Annotated in this window: 17 protein-coding genes; 9 read left to right on the top strand and 8 right to left on the bottom strand. The window is 55.7% G+C overall.

The annotated features are described in order from the left end of the window. Positions 1–40 precede the first annotated feature (40 nt). Complete coding sequence (locus ACOTX4_RS10740) at positions 41–1,162, top strand: cupin domain-containing protein (RefSeq protein ID WP_003857909.1); 1,122 nt, start codon at positions 41–43, stop codon at positions 1,160–1,162. 92 nt (positions 1,163–1,254) lie between these two features. Here the strand turns inward: ACOTX4_RS10740 and pepT are convergent, their stop codons facing one another. Continuing rightward, positions 1,255–2,478: a peptidase T gene (pepT, locus tag ACOTX4_RS10745; RefSeq protein WP_421635374.1), complete on the bottom strand. Its 1,224-nt coding sequence runs from the start codon at positions 2,476–2,478 to the stop codon at positions 1,255–1,257. Between the two features lie 237 nt (positions 2,479–2,715). Between pepT and potA the strand changes: the two genes are divergently transcribed. From potA to potD, 4 genes are read left to right on the top strand one after another with little or no spacing between them, the layout of a single operon-like run. Continuing rightward, complete coding sequence (gene potA / locus ACOTX4_RS10750; protein WP_166726884.1) at positions 2,716–3,864, top strand: spermidine/putrescine ABC transporter ATP-binding protein PotA; 1,149 nt, start codon at positions 2,716–2,718, stop codon at positions 3,862–3,864. Beyond that, positions 3,848–4,705 (top strand): spermidine/putrescine ABC transporter permease PotB, encoded by an 858-nt coding sequence (gene potB / locus ACOTX4_RS10755; RefSeq protein ID WP_017693625.1) that lies wholly within the window; start codon positions 3,848–3,850, stop codon positions 4,703–4,705. The genes potA and potB overlap by 17 nt, the downstream gene beginning before the upstream one ends. Beyond that, positions 4,702–5,493, top strand: a complete 792-nt coding sequence (gene potC / locus ACOTX4_RS10760; RefSeq protein ID WP_015570805.1) for a spermidine/putrescine ABC transporter permease PotC — start codon at positions 4,702–4,704, stop codon at positions 5,491–5,493. The genes potB and potC overlap by 4 nt, the downstream gene beginning before the upstream one ends. Beyond that, a complete protein-coding gene (gene potD / locus ACOTX4_RS10765; protein ID WP_063937814.1) occupies positions 5,490–6,524 on the top strand; it encodes a spermidine/putrescine ABC transporter substrate-binding protein PotD in 1,035 nt (344 codons plus the stop codon). Before potC ends, potD begins: the two co-directional genes overlap by 4 nt. 34 nt (positions 6,525–6,558) lie before the next feature. Here potD and cobB read toward each other — a convergent pair whose 3' ends face one another. Genes cobB through lolC form a run of 5 tightly spaced genes read right to left on the bottom strand, consistent with a single transcriptional unit; the run spans position 6,559 to position 11,498 of the window. Continuing rightward, entirely contained in the window at positions 6,559–7,380 is an 822-nt protein-coding gene (gene cobB, locus ACOTX4_RS10770) for a Sir2 family NAD+-dependent deacetylase (RefSeq protein WP_063937816.1), read from the bottom strand. A gap of 14 nt (positions 7,381–7,394) precedes the next feature. Continuing rightward, the gene (gene nagK, locus ACOTX4_RS10775) at positions 7,395–8,306 is read right to left on the bottom strand and encodes an N-acetylglucosamine kinase (RefSeq protein WP_063937818.1); all 912 of its coding nucleotides are present in this window, start codon (positions 8,304–8,306) and stop codon (positions 7,395–7,397) included. Between the two features lie 54 nt (positions 8,307–8,360). Next, positions 8,361–9,605 (bottom strand): lipoprotein-releasing ABC transporter permease subunit LolE, encoded by a 1,245-nt coding sequence (lolE, locus tag ACOTX4_RS10780; protein ID WP_058659631.1) that lies wholly within the window; start codon positions 9,603–9,605, stop codon positions 8,361–8,363. Next, a complete protein-coding gene (gene lolD / locus ACOTX4_RS10785; RefSeq protein WP_015570809.1) occupies positions 9,605–10,306 on the bottom strand; it encodes a lipoprotein-releasing ABC transporter ATP-binding protein LolD in 702 nt (233 codons plus the stop codon). Before lolD ends, lolE begins: the two co-directional genes overlap by 1 nt. Beyond that, the gene (gene lolC, locus ACOTX4_RS10790; RefSeq protein WP_017384712.1) at positions 10,299–11,498 is read right to left on the bottom strand and encodes a lipoprotein-releasing ABC transporter permease subunit LolC; all 1,200 of its coding nucleotides are present in this window, start codon (positions 11,496–11,498) and stop codon (positions 10,299–10,301) included. Before lolC ends, lolD begins: the two co-directional genes overlap by 8 nt. Positions 11,499–11,754: 256 nt before the next feature. Here lolC and ACOTX4_RS10795 point away from each other — a divergent pair, with 256 nt between their 5' ends. The 3 genes from ACOTX4_RS10795 (at position 11,755) to ldtC (ending at position 17,531) form a co-directional block, all read left to right on the top strand. Beyond that, on the top strand, positions 11,755–12,828 hold the full coding sequence (locus ACOTX4_RS10795; RefSeq protein ID WP_063937820.1) for an acyltransferase family protein: 1,074 nt from the start codon (positions 11,755–11,757) through the stop codon (positions 12,826–12,828). Between the two features lie 145 nt (positions 12,829–12,973). Further along, on the top strand, positions 12,974–16,420 hold the full coding sequence (mfd, locus tag ACOTX4_RS10800; RefSeq protein ID WP_063937822.1) for a transcription-repair coupling factor: 3,447 nt from the start codon (positions 12,974–12,976) through the stop codon (positions 16,418–16,420). 145 nt (positions 16,421–16,565) lie between these two features. Beyond that, the gene (gene ldtC, locus ACOTX4_RS10805) at positions 16,566–17,531 is read left to right on the top strand and encodes a L,D-transpeptidase LdtC (protein WP_022650791.1); all 966 of its coding nucleotides are present in this window, start codon (positions 16,566–16,568) and stop codon (positions 17,529–17,531) included. A gap of 77 nt (positions 17,532–17,608) precedes the next feature. Here ldtC and bhsA read toward each other — a convergent pair whose 3' ends face one another. Next, positions 17,609–17,866 (bottom strand): multiple stress resistance protein BhsA, encoded by a 258-nt coding sequence (gene bhsA, locus ACOTX4_RS10810; RefSeq protein ID WP_006809234.1) that lies wholly within the window; start codon positions 17,864–17,866, stop codon positions 17,609–17,611. Positions 17,867–18,111: 245 nt separating this feature from the next. On the opposite strand from bhsA, the gene comR reads away from it, so the two are divergent. Then, complete coding sequence (comR, locus tag ACOTX4_RS10815; protein ID WP_022650790.1) at positions 18,112–18,747, top strand: TetR family copper-responsive transcriptional repressor ComR; 636 nt, start codon at positions 18,112–18,114, stop codon at positions 18,745–18,747. A 59-nt stretch (positions 18,748–18,806) separates the two neighbouring features. Here comR and ACOTX4_RS10820 read toward each other — a convergent pair whose 3' ends face one another. Beyond that, positions 18,807–19,346, bottom strand: a complete 540-nt coding sequence (locus ACOTX4_RS10820; RefSeq protein ID WP_017384715.1) for a glycine zipper 2TM domain-containing protein — start codon at positions 19,344–19,346, stop codon at positions 18,807–18,809. Between the last annotated feature and the right edge of the window lie 176 nt (positions 19,347–19,522).

Consider the following 19,522-nt stretch of genomic DNA (forward strand, 5'->3'; position numbering starts at 1 on the left):
TTATAATCCGACTCAGTAAGAGCCTGCGGAATACATAAATATGGATTATCAATTAACGCTTAACTGGCCCGACTTTATTGAACGTTACTGGCAAAAACGCCCGGTCGTTCTTAAACGCGGGATCAGCAATTTTATCGACCCTATTTCTCCTGACGAACTCGCTGGTCTGGCGATGGAAAACGAGGTAGACAGCCGTCTGGTAAGCCACCAGGACGGGAAATGGCAGGTCAGCCACGGTCCCTTTGAAAGCTACGATCACCTGGGCGAAAACAACTGGTCTTTACTGGTGCAGGCGGTCAACAACTGGCACGAACCTACCGCAGCCTTAATGCGTCCCTTCCGCGCCCTGCCAGACTGGCGAATGGACGATCTGATGATCTCCTTCTCCGTTCCCGGTGGCGGCGTGGGTCCGCATCTGGATCAGTACGACGTGTTTATCATTCAGGGTACCGGTCGCCGTCGCTGGCGCGTGGGCGAAAAAGTGCCAATGAAACAGCACTGCCCGCACCCGGATCTGCTCCAGGTTGATCCGTTTGAAGGGATCATTGATGAAGAGCTGGAGCCAGGTGACATTCTTTATATCCCACCGGGCTTCCCGCATGAAGGTTATTCCCTGGAAAACTCGCTGAACTATTCGGTTGGTTTCCGCGCGCCAAGCGGGCGCGAGATGATCAGCGGATTTGCTGACTATGTTTTACAGCGTGAGCTGGGCAGTTACCGTTACAGCGATCCGGACGTTCCGGCGCGTGAGCATCCGGCGGATATTCTGCCAGAGGAGCTGGATAAGCTGCGCGGGATGATGCTGGATCTGATCAACGAACCGGAGCACTTCAGACAGTGGTTTGGCGAGTTTATCAGCCAGTCGCGTCACGAACTGGACGTCGCACCGCCAGAGCCGCCTTATCAGGCAGATGAAATTTATGATGCGCTCCAGCAGGGCGATAAGCTGGTTCGTCTGGGCGGATTACGTGTACTGCGCATTGGCGAAGAGGTATTCGTCAACGGCGAGCGCCTGGACTCTCCGCATCGCCCGGCGCTGGAAGCGATTGCCAGCCATATGGTGCTGACTGCGGATACCTTTGGCGACGCGCTGGACGATCCCTCCTTCCTCGCCATGTTGGCCGCGCTGGTTAACAGCGGGTACTGGTTTTTTGAGGACTGAACCATGATGTTTGCCGGGTGGCAGCTACGCCTTACCCGGCCTACAAAAGCCGTTCCTGTAGGCCCGATAAGCGAAGCGCCACCGGGCTTTTTTTACCGCTTCGCGGTTAACTCCGCTATCCGCACAATCACCTGCACCGCTTTCTCCATCCCTTCCAGCGTCACGAACTCATGCTTGCCGTGGTAGTTATATCCACCGGTAAACAGGTTCGGGCACGGCAGGCCCATAAACGACAGCTGTGAACCATCGGTTCCACCACGGATCGGTTTCATCACCGGCTCGATGTCACAATCGCGCATCGCCTGCTGGGCGATATCAAGAATGTGCGGATGTTCCATCACCTTCTCGCGCATATTGTAATAGCTGTCTTCGATGATGAGCTCAATATAGCAATCCGGATGTAGCCCCTTGCCGACTTTTTTCGCGATCTCCATCATCTTACGCTTGCGCGCTTCAAAGGCTTTGCGGTCGAAATCGCGGACAATATAGTGCATCTGCGCGCTGTCCACGGTCCCCTTGATGCTGGTCAGATGATAAAAACCCTCATACCCTTCCGTCATCTCCGGGCTTTCTTCGGCGGGCACTTCCGCATGAATACGCGCAGCCAGCGACAGTGCATTCACCATCACTCCTTTCGCAGAGCCCGGGTGCACGTTATTCCCGACGATTTTGATCGTTACCGATGCCGCGTTGAAGTTTTCATACTCAAGTTCACCCACGCCGCCACCGTCAACGGTGTAGGCCCATTGCGCGTTAAACGCCTCAACGTCAAAGTGTTTCGCGCCTTTTCCAACCTCTTCATCCGGCGTGAAGGCCACGCGGATATCGCCATGCGGGATATTTTTGCCCTTCAGCACCGCCAGCGCCGTCATGATCTCGGCGATGCCCGCTTTGTCATCGGCCCCCATCAAGGTTTTGCCGTCGGTGGTGATTAACGTCTGCCCCAGCAGCTGATGCAGTACCGGGAACATCACTGGCGACAGCACTTCGTCGCCAATGCCCAGTGCTATATCACCGCCGCGGTAGTTTTCAACAATCTGCGGATTAACGTGTTTACCGCTAAAATCAGGTGAGGTATCGACATGAGAAATAAAGCCAATTGCCGGGATATCGCCGTCAATATTCGCCGGCAGCGTTCCCATCACGGTCCCTTTTTCGCTGAGCGTGACGTCAACCAACCCCATAGCCTCCATCTGCTCTTTCAGCAGATTTAGCAGCTTCCACTGGCCTTCGGTGCTTGGCACCTGTCGGACCCCCGGCTTAGATTGGGTATCCAGCGAAACGTAATGTAAGAAACGCTCAAGTAGTTTATCCATGCAGTCACCCTCACTTTTTGTGACAACATTATCATTAAGCAGCAAAACGCAAATATTGCGTCAGGTCACTTTTATCCCGCAAACGAGAACTTTTTACGTTTATATCGTTCTGCGTTAATAAATGTAGCTTATGAATAAGTGAGAAGGATTGGCGATTCAATGGGTTTGCCGTAGAATGTCCGCCCTCATTACGAGTCACCAAGGTGGTTACACACAAACCCCGCTTCAGTCTGCTGCCTGAGGCGTCTATATGGGACAGCGCGAAAATTGAATACACAACACCGTTCCCTTTCACCGCTGGTGCAACTGGAACGAATTCGTAAAAGTTTCGATGGCAAAGATGTCATTTCCGACCTTAATCTGACCATCAATGACGGTGAGTTTCTCACGCTGCTCGGCCCCTCCGGCTGCGGCAAAACCACCGTCCTGCGCCTTATCGCCGGGCTGGAAAGCGTCGATAACGGCCATATCCATCTTGAGAACCAGGACATTACCCAGGTTCCTGCCGAAGATCGCCACGTCAATACCGTCTTTCAGAGCTATGCCCTGTTCCCGCACATGACCGTGTTTGAGAACGTGGCGTTTGGCCTGCGGATGCAAAAAACACCGGCCAGCGAGATCCCGCCTCGGGTTACCGAAGCCCTGCGCATGGTGCAGCTGGAGGCATTCGCCCAGCGCAAGCCTCATCAACTTTCCGGTGGTCAGCAGCAGCGTGTGGCCATTGCCCGCGCCGTGGTCAACAAACCTCGCCTGCTCCTGCTGGATGAATCCCTTTCCGCGCTGGACTACAAGCTGCGCAAGCAGATGCAGAACGAGCTGAAAGCACTTCAGCGTAAGCTCGGGATTACGTTCGTGTTTGTCACGCACGATCAGGAAGAAGCCCTGACCATGTCAGACCGTATCGTGGTGATGCGCGACGGCAAGATTGAGCAGGATGGCACCCCGCGTGAAATTTATGAAGAGCCGAAAAACCTGTTCGTCGCCAGCTTCATTGGTGAAATCAATATTTTCAACGCCACGGTGATTGAGCGTCTGGACGAGCAGCGCGTGCGCGCGAACGTGGAAGGCCGCGAATGCAACATCACGGTGAACTTTGCCGTGGAAAAGGGGCAAAGGCTCAACGTCCTGCTGCGCCCGGAAGATCTCCGCGTTGATGAAATCCACGACACGGCTGACGTCGAAGGTCTGATCGGTTACGTTCGCGAACGTAACTACAAAGGGATGACCCTCGAATCCGTGGTCGAACTGGAAAACGGCAAAATGGTGATGGTCAGCGAATTCTTTAACGAGGACGATCCGGACTTCGACCACTCGCTGGATCAGAAAATGGTCATCAACTGGGTAGAAAGCTGGGAGGTTGTACTGGCTGATGAAGAACACAAGTAAGTTCCAGAATGTGGTGATTGCCACGATCGTCGGTTGGCTTGTGTTGTTTGTCTTTCTTCCCAACCTGATGATCATCGTGACCAGCTTCCTGACCCGCGACGATGCGAACTTCGTGGCGATGGTCTTTACGCTGGACAACTACGCGCGCCTGCTCGATCCGCTCTATTTTGACGTGCTGCTGCACTCGCTCAATATGGCGCTGATTGCCACCCTCGCCTGCCTGGTACTGGGGTATCCGTTCGCCTGGTTCCTGGCCCGCCTGCCGCAAAAAGTGCGGCCGCTGCTGCTGTTTTTACTGATTGTGCCGTTCTGGACCAACTCGTTAATCCGCATCTACGGGCTGAAAATCTTCCTCAGCACCAAAGGTTATCTGAACGAGTTTCTGCTGTGGCTGGGGGTGATCGAGACGCCGATCCGCATCATGTTCACCCCGGGCGCGGTGATTGTCGGCCTGGTCTATATCCTGCTGCCGTTTATGGTGATGCCGCTCTACTCCAGCATTGAAAAGCTCGATAAACCGCTGCTGGAAGCAGCGAAAGACCTGGGCGCCAGTAAGTTACAAACCTTTGTCCGCATCATTATTCCGCTGACCATGCCGGGTATTATCGCCGGCTGTCTGCTGGTCATGCTGCCTGCGATGGGGCTGTTCTACGTCTCGGACCTGATGGGCGGGGCGAAAAACCTGCTGATCGGTAACGTGATTAAGAGCCAGTTCCTTAACATTCGCGACTGGCCGTTCGGCTCGGCCACCAGCATAACGCTGACGGTGGTGATGGGGCTGATGCTGCTGGTTTACTGGCGTGCCTCACGCCTGCTGAATAAGAAGGTGGAGCTGGAATGATCGGTCGACTGCTTCGCGGTGGTTTTATGACCGCCATTTATGCGTATCTTTATATTCCGATAATCATTTTGATCGTGAACTCCTTTAACAGCTCGCGCTTCGGGATCAACTGGCAAGGGTTTACCACCAAATGGTATGGCCTGCTGATGAACAATGACAGCCTGCTACAGGCCGCTCAGCACTCGCTGACGATGGCGGTATTCTCTGCCACCTTCGCGACGCTGATTGGCTCGTTGACCGCCGTGGCGCTGTACCGCTACCGTTTTCGCGGTAAGCCGTTCGTCAGCGGTATGCTGTTTGTGGTGATGATGTCCCCGGATATCGTGATGGCCATTTCACTGCTGGTGCTGTTTATGCTGCTGGGCGTCCAGCTCGGTTTCTGGTCGCTGCTGTTCTCGCATATCACCTTCTGTCTGCCGTTTGTGGTGGTAACCGTCTACGCGCGTCTGAAAGGGTTCGACGTACGCATGCTGGAAGCGGCGAAAGATCTGGGTGCCAGCGAGATGACCATTCTGCGCAAAATCATTCTGCCGCTGGCGATGCCCGCCGTGGCAGCAGGATGGCTGCTCAGCTTTACCCTGTCGATGGACGACGTGGTCGTGTCCTCCTTCGTCACCGGGCCGAGCTATGAAATTCTGCCGTTGAAGATCTACTCAATGGTTAAAGTCGGTGTTTCACCCGAAGTGAACGCGCTGGCGACTATTCTGTTGGTGTTATCGCTGGTTCTGGTGATTGCCAGCCAGGTTATTGCTCGTGATAAAACAAAATCTCAGGGGACACAGAAATGAAAAAAATGCTTGCCGCTGCGGCACTGGTGCTCGGAATGGGCGCTGCGCATGCTGATGACAGCAAAACGCTCTATTTCTACAACTGGACCGAGTATGTGCCGCCGGGCCTGCTGGAGCAGTTCACCAAAGAGACAGGCATCAAGGTGATCTATTCGACCTACGAGTCGAATGAAACCATGTACGCCAAGCTCAAAACCTATAAAGATGGCGCGTATGACCTGGTGGTGCCGTCGACCTATTTCGTCGACAAGATGCGCAAAGAAGGCATGATCCAGAAGATCGACAAAACGAAGCTAACCAATTTTTCTAACCTCGATCCTGAGATGCTAAACAAGCCGTTCGACCCGAACAACGACTACTCCATTCCGTACATCTGTGGCGCGACGGCAATTGGCATCAACAGCGATGCCATTGATCCCAAAACGGTTTCATCCTGGGCTGACCTGTGGAAGCCGGAATACAAAAGCAGCCTGCTGTTAACCGACGATGCGCGCGAAGTGTTCCAGGTGGCGCTGCGTAAACTCGGCTATTCCGGCAACACCACCGATCCGAAAGAGATCGAAGCAGCGTATAACGAACTGAAAAAGCTGATGCCAAACGTGGCGGCGTTCAACTCGGATAACCCGGCTAACCCGTATATGGAAGGTGAAGTGAATCTGGGGATGGTCTGGAACGGCTCTGCGTTTGTGGCGCGTCAGGCCGGGACGCCGCTTGAGGTGGTCTGGCCGAAAGAGGGCGGCATCTTCTGGATGGACAGCCTCGCGATCCCGGCGAATGCGAAAAACGTCGAGGGTGCCCTGAAGCTGATCAACTTCCTGCTGCGCCCGGATGTGGCAAAAGAGGTGGCGGAAACTATCGGCTACCCGACGCCAAACCTGGCCGCGCGGAAGCTTTTAAGCCCTGAAGTGGCAAATGATAAATCGCTTTATCCGGACGCTGAAACCATCAGCAAAGGGGAATGGCAGAACGACGTCGGTGACGCGAGCCGCCTGTATGAAGAATATTATCAGAAGCTAAAAGCAGGCCGTTAATGCATAACGGGCGACGCAATGTCGCCCGTTACTCTTATAGCCCCTTCAGGAGTTTATCCACAAAGGTTGGCACCACCTCGCTCGCCAGACCGTAATGTTTCTCTTCAAACTCACTCCCGACCTGGCTTGGCTCCAGATTAAGCTCCACCGTATGGGCACCTTGAAGTCGCGCTTCGTGAACAAATCCCGCCGCCGGATAGACATGTCCCGAAGTACCAATGGCGATAAAGACGTCCGCCATGGCCAGGGCGCTGTAGATCTCATCCATTCCCAGCGGCATTTCGCCAAACCAGACCACATGCGGACGCAGACGCGAAGGGAACTGACAGCAGTGGCAGCGGTCTTCGTCCAGCACGTCCTCTTTCCACTCCAGCACCTGACCACTCCATGCGCACCGCACCTTGAGCAGTTCGCCGTGCATGTGAATGATGTTGTGGTTTCCGGCCCTTTCGTGAAGATTGTCGATGTTCTGCGTGACCAGCAGAAAACGATCCCCCAGCGCTTCCTCCAGCTTTGCCAGCGCCAGGTGCGCCGCATTCGGCGCAATCTCCGGCTGCTGAAGCTGGCGACGGCGGGCGTTATAGAACGCCTGCACCAGCGCCGGGTCGCGGGCGAAACCTTCTGGCGTCGCCACATCTTCAACTCGGTGTTCTTCCCACAGTCCATCCGCTGCGCGGAAAGTCTGAATACCGGATTCGGCGGAGATCCCCGCCCCGGTCAACACCACCACTCTGGGTTTATCCATCGCTTCTGGCATCATCCTGTCTCTGAAAAAGATCCGCTGACGCAGGCGTTCACGTAAGCGGCGTTTATTTTTGCGAAAACGGCTGAGTCGACCCTGGCGACGCGACAGCATAATAACCTCGTAAACTAATCGGTGAGATGAAGGAATGCGGCTCCGCGCATGCCTCCTGCGTCCCCGTGTCGCGCACGCTCAATGCGCGGCACGCGGGCGACCGGCAATAAATGTCGGGTCAGACGCCCGGACAACTGTTCCGTAATCGCAGTGAAATTTGACAGCCCTCCCCCGATCACCAGCAGATCCGGATCGACGATAGTCAGGATATTCCCCAGACACACCGCCAGCAGATCCAGATAGCGCTCGACGTGCTCACGCGCCTGCGCATCCCCCTGCTCCCACAGGGTAATGATTTGAGGGGCCTCAAGTTTCTGATGATAGAAGTGTTCGTAAAGCCATGCAAACCCGCGGCCTGATAGGTAGTTCTCAATACAGCCGTGCTGCCCACAGCCGCAGCGGGTCAGCGGGAAATCACGTCCGACGACCTCCAGAGCATCCACCGGCAGGCGGATATGGCCAAATTCGCCGGTGATGTAGCTGCGGCCGGTGATGGGCTTACCGTTGATGACAATCCCGCCACCGACGCCCGTTCCGAGGATCAGCCCCATCACCAGCGGATAGCGACGAAACTCGTCGTCCCATGCTTCTGAGAGAGCAAAACAGTTGGCATCGTTATCTAAGCGCACGTCGCGTTCTAGGAGCGCGGAGAGATCGGCGCGAAGGAGTTTGCCGCTGGCGGCAGGCACGTTGGCCGCGTACAGCGTGCCGTCGTCGGTTTCGGGCATACCCGGAATACCAATGCCAACGCTGCCTTTGACGCCAAAGCGTTCATCCGCTTGCGCCACCAGTGCGGCAATGGCGGTTAAAAATTCATCGTAGCTTTCGCGCGGCGTGGGGACGCGGGTTTCCCATTGTAGCTTAAGATCTTTATCGAACACGCCGAGCGCAATCTTGGTGCCGCCAATATCAAATCCGTAATACATGATGCATTCCTCTGTTTGATTCAGCGGCCAAAAGACCGCTAAACCATGACGAAATTACTGGCCACTTAATACCCTCGCCGGATCAATTCGGCTAGCGCGACGCGCCGGATACCAGCTTGCCAGCAGACTCAGTAAAAGTGCTGTAACCAGCACATAAATAACGTCCAGCCAGTGCAGTTCAGACGGCAGGAAGTCAATAAAATAGATATCGCCTGACAGGAACTGATGGCCAATAAGCGCTTCAATCCCGTTGATAATCGGCGTCAGCTGAAGGGAAACCACCACGCCGATCGCCACGCCGCAGAGGCTGCCAAACAGCCCCGCCAGTAAACCGTACCAGACGAAGATGGCGCGAATAAGACCGTCTTTCGCCCCTAAGGTACGCAGCACGGCGATGTCGCCGCTCTTATCCTTAACGGCCATCACCAGCGTCGAGACGATATTAAAACACGCCACCCCAATAACCAGCACCATCGCCAGATACATAATCGCGCGGATCATCTGGATATCACGGTACATATACCCGTAAGTGCCGATCCAGCTTTTGATGTAGACATAGTTATTGGTCACGCTGCCAGCGTCACGCACCAGTTTATTGGCGTTGAAGACGTCGTTAACCTTAATGGCAATGCCCGTCACGCTGTCGCTCATATCCAGATACTGGCGTGCATCTTCCAGCGGCACCATCGCGAAGCTGTGATCGAGCTGGCCGCTCAGCTGCAAAATACCGGTGACGTGCAGACGTACGCGCTTAGGCTGCTGCAATTTGTGATCAGCGCTGGCGTTCGGGATCATGATCGAGACCCAGTCGCCCTGCTTCACCTTCAGCGCATCGGCAACGCCTTTGCCCATGATAATCTGCTGCTCGCCGGCCTTAAAGTTTGCCCATGCGCCATTTTGCACATAGCGCGGCAGCGCGCTCAGACGCTCTTCCTGACGAGGATTTACCCCTTTCACCTGAATGGCGCGCAGGTTTACCCCGCTCTCTACCAGCCCGGTAAAGTTAATGTAAGGTGCAGCCGCCGCAATACCGGGCACCTTTTCCACTTTGTTCAGGGAATCCTGCCAGTTGGACCACGGCTGGTTAACCGGCTCGATTTCACCGTGAGGGACAACGGCCAGAATGCGGTTATTCAGTTCACGCTCAAAGCCATTCATGGCGCTTAAGCCCACAATCAGCACCGCCACGCCCAGGGCGATACCGATGGTGGAGATCACGGAGATAAGGGAAACCATCCCGCTCCGGCGACGACCACGGCTAAAGCGTAACCCGATGAGTAACGATAACGGTGAAGCCATTACTCCGCTCCCATCAGCGTCAGTTCAGCATTCAGACGACCGTCGCGCATTTCCAGCTGACGCCCCATCCGCTTAGCCAGTTGTAAATCGTGGGTGACCACCAGAAACGCGGTTCCCTGCGCGGCGTTCAGTTCGCCGAGAAGCTGGAAAATGCTGTCTGCGTTACGCGCATCGAGGTTACCTGTCGGTTCATCCGCCAGCACCAGGCGCGGGTTGTTGACCAGCGCACGGGCGATGGCCACACGCTGACGCTCACCGCCGGAAAGCTCAGACGGACGGTGATTCCCGCGATGACCCAGCCCTACCGCTTTTAGCATGTCGCTGGCGCGGGCATTAATTTCCGCGGGTTTCTTTTTACCAATCAGCAGCGGCATTGCGACGTTTTCCAGCGCCGTAAAGTCCGGCAGCAGATGGTGGAACTGGTAGATAAAACCCAGCTCACGGTTACGCAGCTCGGCTTTCGCCGTAGACGACATTTTACTCAGCGGCTGCCCGGAGAAGATCACATCGCCTTCGGTTGGCGTGTCCAGCCCGCCAAGCAGGTGCAACAGCGTACTTTTACCGGAGCCGGAGCTGCCGACAATCGCCATCATCTCGCCTTCGCCCACGCTAAAACTCACATTGTGCAAAACGTCGGTCTGCACAGTGCCTTCCTGATAGCGTTTGGACAGGTTGTCGCACTGCAACAGGATCTTATTCATAACGTAAAGCCTCAGCGGGTTGAGTGGCGGCAGCCCGCCAGGAAGGATAAAGCGTAGAAAGCAGCGCAATGGCCATCGCGGCCAGCGCAATACCGACCACCTGGAGCGGCTCGATAGCCACCGGCAGCGCCGCGCCATCAAGCAGCGCGCCGATAATCGGCATGAGATTGTTGAGCTGGCTGGCGAGCAGCGCCCCCAGCGCCGCGCCGAGCAGCGCGCCGATGATGCCGGCGCTGGCGCCCTGGACCATAAATACCGCCATGATCTGGCGCGGAGTCAGCCCCTGGGTTTGCAGAATGGCGACTTCGCCTTGCTTCTCCATCACCATCAGCCCGAGCGAGGTGATGATATTAAACGCGGCAACGGCCACGATCAGGCTCAGCAGCAGCCCCATCATGTTTTTCTCCATGCGCACGGCCTGGAACAGTTCGCCTTTCCGGTCGCGCCAGTCCTGCCATTTCGTCCCTTCCGGTAGCGTCTGCTGGCTGAGGGTATCCACCTTCAGCGGCGCATCAAGCCACAGACGCCAGCCGGTAATATTTCCCGCGGGGTAGCGCATCAGACGCGAGGCGTCCTGAATGTTCACCAGCATCTGGTAACCATCAACTTCGCTGTTCGCCGCAAACGTGCCAATCACGTTGAACAGGCGCTGGCTTGGCAGACGCCCCATCGGCGTAAACTGACTGGCTGACGGCACCATCACGCGCAGCTGATCGCCACGGTTGACCCCGAGCTGCCCGGCAAGCTGCTCGCCGAGGATGACGTTGTATTTACCCGCTTCCAGGTCGGTTTGTTTCACATTGACCAGGAACGGCGTCAGCGGATCTTTTTGCGCGGGATCGATACCCAGCATCACCCCGACCGCCACGCTACGGGCGCTTTGCAGCACCACATCGCCCGTCGTGAGCGGCGCAACGCGCGTGACACCCTGTAACTTCACCGCGCTTTCCGGCAGCTGTTGCGGATTAACGGAACCCTGAGTGGAAGAGAGAACGGCCTGCGGCATCAGCCCCAGGATATTGTTTTGCAGCTCGCGCTCGAAGCCGTTCATGACGGAAAGCACCGTCACCAGTGCCATCACGCCAAGCGTAATGCCAATAGTCGAAAGCCAGGAGACAAAGCGACCGAAGCGGTCCGCGGCGCGCCCACGCATGTAACGTAAGCCTATAAAGAGTGCGACAGGTTGATACATGAAATCCGTCTGTTTGCTGATAGCAGACCCACGAGTATATAAGCGAATCCGTTAAGCGTAAATGACTGAAACCGTAAGATTCGGTAATCATTTTTCCGAAAAATTCAGATAAATCATCATGCTACTGACTGAACTTCCGCCAGACAGCCTCCACCTTTTCCGAAAATCGTCCTGATACAGACTGTTACCCATTACATCAGGGCTTCATTTTACAACAATCGGCGTTTCGTTTATGGCAACAAGGTCGTCACGCACCATGAAACAAAAAGCATTATGGATTAACCAGATAAAAGGCCTGTGCATCTGCCTGGTGGTAATTTACCACTCGGTGATCACCTTTTATCCTCACCTTGACGGGCTACAGCATCCGTTATCGGGCCTGCTGGCCAAATGCTGGGTCTACTTTAATCTTTACCTTGCCCCGTTCCGTATGCCGGTGTTTTTCTTTATCTCCGGCTATTTGATCCGTCGTTATATCGACGAGGTGAACTGGCGCACTAGTCTCGACAAGCGGATCTGGAGCATCGTCTGGGTTTTGGCCCTGTGGGGCGTCCTGCAATGGCAGGCGCTGACCCATCTGAATGCCTGGCTCGCCCCCGAGCGAGAACTGGCGACAGCATCCAATGCGGCCTACGCCGATTCCGTTTCAGGGTTTGTACTGGGAATGCTCACGGCCAGCACCAGCCTGTGGTATTTGTACGCGTTAGTGGTCTACTTTACGCTCTGTAAGCTGCTGAGCCGCTGGAAACTGCCGATGCTGGGGATTCTGGCGCTGGCAAGCATCGCCATCAACTTCCTGCCGTTACCGTGGTGGGGAATGAACAGCGTGGTGCGCAACATGATCTACTACAGCCTCGGCGCATGGTACGGCGCGCAGTTGATGGCGTGGATGAAAGGGATGAATTTGCGCCGCAGCTGGCTGGTACTTCTCGCCTCTGGCGCGGTGTCGGTAGTGCTGTGGTTCGCTAATGTTCCTCTGCCGCTCTCACTGCTGTCGATCGTGGTCATCATGAAGCTCTTTTACAGCTTCGAGCAGCGTTATGCCGTTCATCCCAATAATCTGCTGAACGTCATCGGTTCAAACACCATCGCGATTTATACCACCCACCGCATTTTAATTGAGGCGTTTAGCCTGCTCCTGATTCGCGAAATGAATGCGGCGTACTGGCCGATCTGGGCGGAGTTAACGCTGATTCTGGTCTATCCGTTTATCAGCCTGCTCGTCTGCACGCTGGTTGGGCTGGGGGCACGTAAGCTCTCAACCGCCCTCTTTGGCGACCTTTTCTTCTCCCCTCCCGCGCGGTTTTCTCCACAGACTGCTACCCGTTAATCTCCTCGGCCCCCATCCGGGGGCACTTTCCCTCTTGTGCGGTTACGATTTGCTTATGCATAACGATCGAGGATAATAAAGACATTGCGTATCAGTGATATGCCCCAATACTGTTGGTATATCCCCAAGAGACTCTGACATAGCCATGCCTGAACACTATCGTTTTTCCTTGCCTGTAAAAGCAGGTGACCAACGCCAGCTGGGCGAACTGACAGGCGCGGCCTGCGCCACGCTGGTGGCGGAAATTGCCGAGCGGCATCCAGGGCCGGTGGTGCTGGTTGCCCCGGACATGCAAAACGCCCTGCGCCTGCACGACGAAATTCGTCAGTTCACCGACAGTCTGGTATTCAGCCTGGCCGACTGGGAAACGCTTCCCTACGACAGTTTCTCTCCGCACCAGGAGATCATCTCCTCGCGCCTGTCGACGCTGTATCAGCTCCCCACCATGCAGCGCGGCGTGCTGATTGTGCCGGTGAATACCCTGATGCAGCGCGTCTGCCCGCACAGCTATTTGCACGGCCATGCGCTGGTGATGAAAAAAGGCCAGCGCCTGTCGCGCGATGCCCTGCGCGTGCAGCTGGATGGAGCCGGCTATCGACATGTCGATCAGGTGATGGAGCACGGCGAATACGCGACGCGCGGTGCGCTGCTTGATCTCTATCCGATGGGCAGCAATCAGCCGTACCGTCTGGATTTCTTCGATGATGAGATCGACAGCCTGCGCGTGTTCGACGCCGACACCCAGCGCACGCTGGAGGAAGTGGACTCTATTAATCTGCTGCCCGCCCATGAGTTCCCGACGGATAAAACCGCCATCGAACTGTTCCGCAGCCAGTGGCGCGACAGGTTCGACGTGAAGCGTGATGCCGAACATATCTACCAGCAGGTCAGCAAAGGCACCCTTCCGGCCGGGATCGAGTACTGGCAGCCCCTGTTCTTTAACGAACCGCTGCCGGCGCTGTTCAGCTACTTCCCGGCAAATACGCTGATTGTTAACACCGGGGATATCGACGCCAGCGCCAGCCGCTTTGAAAGCGAAACGCGCGCCCGCTTTGAAAACCGGGGCGTTGATCCGATGCGTCCGCTGCTGCCGCCGGAAATGCTGTGGCTGCGTACCGACGAGCTCAACGCCGAGCTGAAACGCTGGCCGCGTATGCAGCTCAAAACCGATTCGCTTGCCGATAAGGCCGCCAACACTAACCTCGCCTTCCGGATGCTGCCTGACCTGGCCGTTCAGGCGCAGCAGAAATCCCCGCTCGATAATCTGCGCAAGTTTCTTGAGTCCTTCACCGGGCCGGTGGTCTTCTCCGTTGAAAGTGAAGGTCGCCGTGAAGCGCTGGGCGAACTGCTGGGAAGGATCAAAGTCGCGCCAAAGCGTATTCTTCGCCTGAGCGAAGCGACCGGAAATGGCCGTTACCTGATGATCGGCGCCGCCGAGCACGGATTCATTGATACGCTCAATAACCTGGCGTTGATATGTGAAAGCGACCTGCTGGGCGAGCGCGTCGCGCGCCGTCGTCAGGACAGCCGTCGCACCATCAACCCGGACACCCTGATCCGCAACCTGGCCGAACTGCACCCCGGTCAGCCGATTGTTCACCTGGAACACGGTGTGGGTCGCTATCAGGGGATGACTACCCTCGAAGCAGGTGGCATCAAAGGTGAATACCTGATGCTGACCTACGCTAACGACGCCAAGCTGTATGTTCCGGTGTCGTCCCTGCATCTGATCAGCCGCTACGCCGGGGGCGCGGAAGAGAATGCGCCGCTGCACAAGCTGGGCGGCGATGCCTGGGCGCGTGCACGCCAGAAAGCGGCGGAAAAAGTGCGCGACGTGGCCGCCGAGCTGTTGGATATTTACGCTCAGCGTGCGGCCAAAGAAGGGTATGCGTTTAAGCATGATAAAGAGCAGTACCAGCTGTTCTGCGACAGCTTCCCGTTTGAAACTACGCCGGATCAGGCCCAGGCCATCAACGCCGTGCTGAGCGACATGTGCCAGCCGCTGGCGATGGATCGCTTAGTCTGCGGCGACGTGGGCTTCGGTAAAACCGAGGTGGCGATGCGCGCCGCTTTCCTGGCGGTTGAGAACAACAAGCAGGTGGCGGTGCTGGTGCCGACCACCCTTCTTGCCCAGCAGCACTTCGACAACTTCCGCGACCGCTTCGCCAACTGGCCGGTACGTATCGAAATGTTGTCCCGCTTCCGCAGTGCCAAAGAGCAGACGCAGATCCTGGAACAGGCAAGTGAAGGCAAAATTGATATTCTGATCGGCACTCACAAGCTGCTGCAAAGTGACGTGAAGTGGAAAGATCTGGGGTTGCTGATCGTTGACGAAGAGCACCGCTTCGGGGTGCGCCACAAAGAGCGCATCAAAGCGATGCGCGCCAACGTCGACATTCTGACCCTGACCGCAACGCCGATCCCGCGCACCCTGAACATGGCGATGAGCGGCATGCGCGATCTGTCGATAATCGCTACCCCACCGGCGCGCCGTCTGGCGGTGAAAACCTTTGTTCGCGAGTACGACAATCTGGTGGTGCGCGAGGCGATCCTGCGCGAAGTGCTGCGCGGTGGCCAGGTCTATTACCTGTACAACGACGTTGAAAATATTCAGAAAGCCGCCGACAGGCTGGCAGAGCTGGTGCCGGAAGCGCGCATCGCCATTGGTCACGGCCAGATGCGCGAGCGCGAGCTGGAGCGGGTAATGAACGATTTCCACCACCAGCGTTTCAACGTGCTGGTGTGTACCACCATCATTGAGACCGGAATCGACATTCCGACGGCGAACACCATCATCATCGAACGGGCGGATCACTTCGGCCTGGCTCAGCTGCACCAGCTGCGCGGGCGGGTCGGGCGTTCGCACCATCAGGCCTACGCCTGGCTGCTGACGCCGCATCCGAAGGCAATGACCACCGACGCGCAAAAGCGTCTGGAAGCGATCGCCTCGCTGGAAGATCTGGGCGCTGGCTTTGCGCTGGCGACCCACGACCTGGAGATCCGCGGCGCCGGTGAGCTGCTGGGTGAAGACCAGAGCGGTTCCATGGAAACCATCGGTTTCTCGCTGTATATGGAGCTGCTGGAAAATGCCGTCGACGCGCTTAAAGCCGGACGTGAACCGTCTCTGGAAGATCTCACCAGCCAGCAGACCGAAGTGGAACTGCGCATGCCTTCCCTGCTGCCGGATGATTTTATTCCTGACGTGAATACCCGTCTGTCGTTCTACAAACGCATTGCCAGCGCGAAAAGCGAAGGCGAGCTGGAAGAGATCAAAGTCGAACTGATTGACCGTTTTGGGATATTGCCCGATGCGGCGCGTAACCTGCTGGATATTGCCCGCCTGCGTCAGCAGGCGCAGAAGCTGGGCATTCGCAAACTTGAAGGCAATGAGAAAGGCGGCGTAATTGAGTTTGCCGAAAAGAACCACGTCGATCCGATGTGGCTGATTGGCCTCCTGCAAAAACAGCCGCAGCATTTCCGTCTTGATGGCCCTACGCGTCTGAAATTTACTCAGGATCTGACGGAACGTAAAACCCGCATGGACTGGGTGCGTAACTTTATGCGTCAGTTGGAAGAGAACGCCATCGCATAACGGTTTCCCCCGCCAGCGCCCGGCTGGCGGGGGGACAATTTACAAACTCTTTGCACTTCGCCCGATCTTCCCGACTATACATTCGCCATAATTATCATTAACGCCTTATAAAACAATAACCTTATCATTTGTATGGATTATCATAATGATGATTTCTTCGCGTTTTACCCGCTGGTTAACTCTGGTTGCGCTGGCCGCGACGGTTGCCGTCGCGCTCCCTGCTCGCGCCAATACCTGGCCTCTTCCGCCCGCCGGCAGCAACGTCGTAGGTGAAAACCGCTTTCACGTGGTTGAAAACGATGGCGGCTCGCTGGAAGCGATTGCCAAAAAATATAACGTCGGGTTCCTGGCGCTGTTGCAGGCCAACCCGGGGGTAGATCCGTACGTGCCCCGGGCGGGCAGCGTACTGACGATTCCGCTGCAAACCATCCTGCCGGACGCGCCGCGTCAGGGCATTGTGATTAACCTCGCCGAGCTACGTCTGTATTACTACCCGCCGGGCAAGAACGAAGTGACCGTCTACCCTATCGGTATTGGTCAACTGGGGGGCGATACGCTCACACCTACCATGGTCACCACCGTCTCTGATAAGCGCGCTAATCCTACCTGGACCCCGACGGCAAACATTCGCGCCCGTTATAAAGCTCAAGGTATCGACCTGCCCGCCGTGGTACCTGCTGGCCCGGATAATCCGATGGGACATCATGCAATTCGCCTGGCGGCATATGGTGGGGTTTATCTTCTGCACGGAACGAATGCGGATTTCGGGATCGGGATGCGCGTCAGCTCCGGCTGCATTCGCCTGCGCGATGACGATATCAAAACGCTCTACCGCGTGATCGCCCCTGGCACGAAAGTGAATATCATTAATACGCCGATTAAAGTGTCTGAAGAGCCAGGTGGCGTCCGTCTGGTTGAGATCCACCAGCCGCTATCGAAAAACATCAATGACGATCCGCAGACGCTGCCGATTAATCTGAATGCCTCGATGGTGAGCTTTAAAACGAATGCCAACACCGATGGCGCAGTGATGGAGCGGGCGATGGAAGCACGTTCGGGGATGCCAACCGATGTTACGCGGCATCATGAGGTTGCTCAGCAGTCAATGTAAAGCAGCAATAACGACAAACGCCCTGCATCAGCAGGGCGTTTTTTATTGCAGTGGCATAACGGAGGGTTGCGTTACGCTTATTTGTAGATAACTGCGGTACCGTGCAGGGTGTTAGGACCGGTCACAGAGGTGATGCGGAATGATTTCGCACCCATTTCGTCAGCTTTTTGCGCCAGCTGATCTTCCAGAGAGCCCAGGTTAGTCCCGGCAGTGGCAGAGATGGTACCGACTTTCTGCTGGTCTGCTGGAGTGGATTGCACTTCAACAGCAGCGAAGCTTGCGAAAGAGAGTGAACTCAGAACGGCGGCAGCGATGAGGGTTTTAACGTTTTTCATGATTTTATACCTTTAGGCAGATGATGTAGTGGTCGTTAGTTATTTAGTTAACGATCGATAGGTAAATGATAAATGTGATCCAGGTCACACGTCAACTCATTTTTATAATGGTCGTTAAATTAATTTCATTTGCCTTATATTTCAAAAAGATAAAATTAAATTATTTTTCAGAAATCACCGCTGGTCGTTGCAGACGTTTATTTTTATAATGACTATTCAACAAAACAACAGAGGACCAACGGCACATGACAACCGATGTCACGCGTTGCGCAAAGAAAAGCCGTGGCCGACCAAAAGTGTTCGACAGGGATGCGGCGCTCGATAAGGCCATGACGCTCTTCTGGCAGCATGGGTATGAAGCCACGTCGCTTTCCGATCTCGTGGAAGCTACGGGTGCTAAAGCCCCTACCCTGTACGCAGAGTTCACCAACAAAGAAGGCTTATTCCGGGCCGTTCTGGACAGATACATCTCGCGCTTCGCGGCAAAACATGAAGCCCAGCTATTCTGTGAAGAAAAAACGGTTGAGCAGGCATTACAGGATTATTTCACGGCAATCGCGACCTGCTATACCAGCAAGGACACGCCTGCGGGGTGTTTTATGATCAACACCTCCGCGACCCTCGCGGCATCGTCTAAAGAGATTGCCAACACGGTCAAATCGCGACATGCGATGCAGGAGGAGACGCTCAGCACGTTTCTGGCTCAGCGTCAGCTGCGCGGCGAAATCCCGGCGCATTGCCGTCCGCAGGAGCTGGCCCAGTATCTGAGCTGTATTTTACAGGGGATGTCCATCAGCGCCCGTGAAGGCGCGACGCTGGAAAAATTGCAGGGGATTACGCACACAACGCTGCGCCTGTGGCCTGAACTTCTTAAACTCTGACGCAAAAAAAAGCTCCTCAGCCTGAGCGCATGAGGAGCTAAGTTCAGAGAACATCTTTTTTACACTTTGTTATTCAGTATCAGCTGACCATTGCTGTCGAGAGGGATCTGCGTACCAGGATCTTTATCCATGCGGATTTTGCCCTGCTGATCGCCAATTTTGTAGGTTACGTCGTAGCCCAACATTTTTTCAGACTTGTCATACACGGTTTTACAGCGCTGCTGCGTTGTGGTGTAGGTATCATTTTCCTGCATCGCGCCCTGCACCTGGTTACCGGCATAACCGCCACCCAGCGCACCAACCACCGTCGCGACATCCTTACCACGGCCGCCACCAAACTGATGACCAATCACCCCACCAGCAACCGCGCCCAGCACGGAGCCAGCGATACGGTTTTCATCCTGAACCGGACGACGATGGGTGACAGAAACATTACGGCACTCCTGACGAGGCGTCTTGACCGTCTCTTTGATCGGTGTAGCGGAAACCACCTGCGCATACTGCGGGCCACGATCAAGTACGTTCAGACTGGCAACGGCAGCCACACCTAACGCAGCTGCGACGCCAATCCCTATACCCGCCAACATTGATTTATTCACGGGACTTCCTCCTTTGTTGCAATTGGTAGCAATTTTGCAGCGCAATAAACGCTTCGCCAATAAGATAAAGGATCAAAATCAGGGTTGTTGGCCGGGACAACGTGGGTTTAAGAGAACTCTTAAGCGTCAAGAGGCAAATGCACAGCATGATGTGCTAAGAATTCCCTCCGGAGGGT

The sequence above is a fragment of the Enterobacter cloacae complex sp. IR5459 genome (assembly GCF_049238005.1).
Classification (GTDB): Bacteria; Pseudomonadota; Gammaproteobacteria; order Enterobacterales; family Enterobacteriaceae; genus Enterobacter; species Enterobacter hormaechei_C.

Excerpts from the sequence above, each read along its gene's own strand:
- ACOTX4_RS10740 (WP_003857909.1), top strand. The coding sequence starts at position 41 with ATGGATTATCAATTAACGCTTAACTGGCCCGACTTTATTGAACGTTAC.
- pepT (WP_421635374.1), bottom strand. The coding sequence starts at position 2,478 with ATGGATAAACTACTTGAGCGTTTCTTACATTACGTTTCGCTGGATACC.
- potB (WP_017693625.1), top strand. The coding sequence starts at position 3,848 with ATGAAGAACACAAGTAAGTTCCAGAATGTGGTGATTGCCACGATCGTC.
- potC (WP_015570805.1), top strand. The coding sequence starts at position 4,702 with ATGATCGGTCGACTGCTTCGCGGTGGTTTTATGACCGCCATTTATGCG.
- potD (WP_063937814.1), top strand. The coding sequence starts at position 5,490 with ATGAAAAAAATGCTTGCCGCTGCGGCACTGGTGCTCGGAATGGGCGCT.
- cobB (WP_063937816.1), bottom strand. The coding sequence starts at position 7,380 with ATGCTGTCGCGTCGCCAGGGTCGACTCAGCCGTTTTCGCAAAAATAAA.
- nagK (WP_063937818.1), bottom strand. The coding sequence starts at position 8,306 with ATGTATTACGGATTTGATATTGGCGGCACCAAGATTGCGCTCGGCGTG.
- lolE (WP_058659631.1), bottom strand. The coding sequence starts at position 9,605 with ATGGCTTCACCGTTATCGTTACTCATCGGGTTACGCTTTAGCCGTGGT.
- lolD (WP_015570809.1), bottom strand. The coding sequence starts at position 10,306 with ATGAATAAGATCCTGTTGCAGTGCGACAACCTGTCCAAACGCTATCAG.
- lolC (WP_017384712.1), bottom strand. The coding sequence starts at position 11,498 with ATGTATCAACCTGTCGCACTCTTTATAGGCTTACGTTACATGCGTGGG.
- ACOTX4_RS10795 (WP_063937820.1), top strand. The coding sequence starts at position 11,755 with ATGAAACAAAAAGCATTATGGATTAACCAGATAAAAGGCCTGTGCATC.
- mfd (WP_063937822.1), top strand. The coding sequence starts at position 12,974 with ATGCCTGAACACTATCGTTTTTCCTTGCCTGTAAAAGCAGGTGACCAA.
- ldtC (WP_022650791.1), top strand. The coding sequence starts at position 16,566 with ATGATGATTTCTTCGCGTTTTACCCGCTGGTTAACTCTGGTTGCGCTG.
- bhsA (WP_006809234.1), bottom strand. The coding sequence starts at position 17,866 with ATGAAAAACGTTAAAACCCTCATCGCTGCCGCCGTTCTGAGTTCACTC.
- comR (WP_022650790.1), top strand. The coding sequence starts at position 18,112 with ATGACAACCGATGTCACGCGTTGCGCAAAGAAAAGCCGTGGCCGACCA.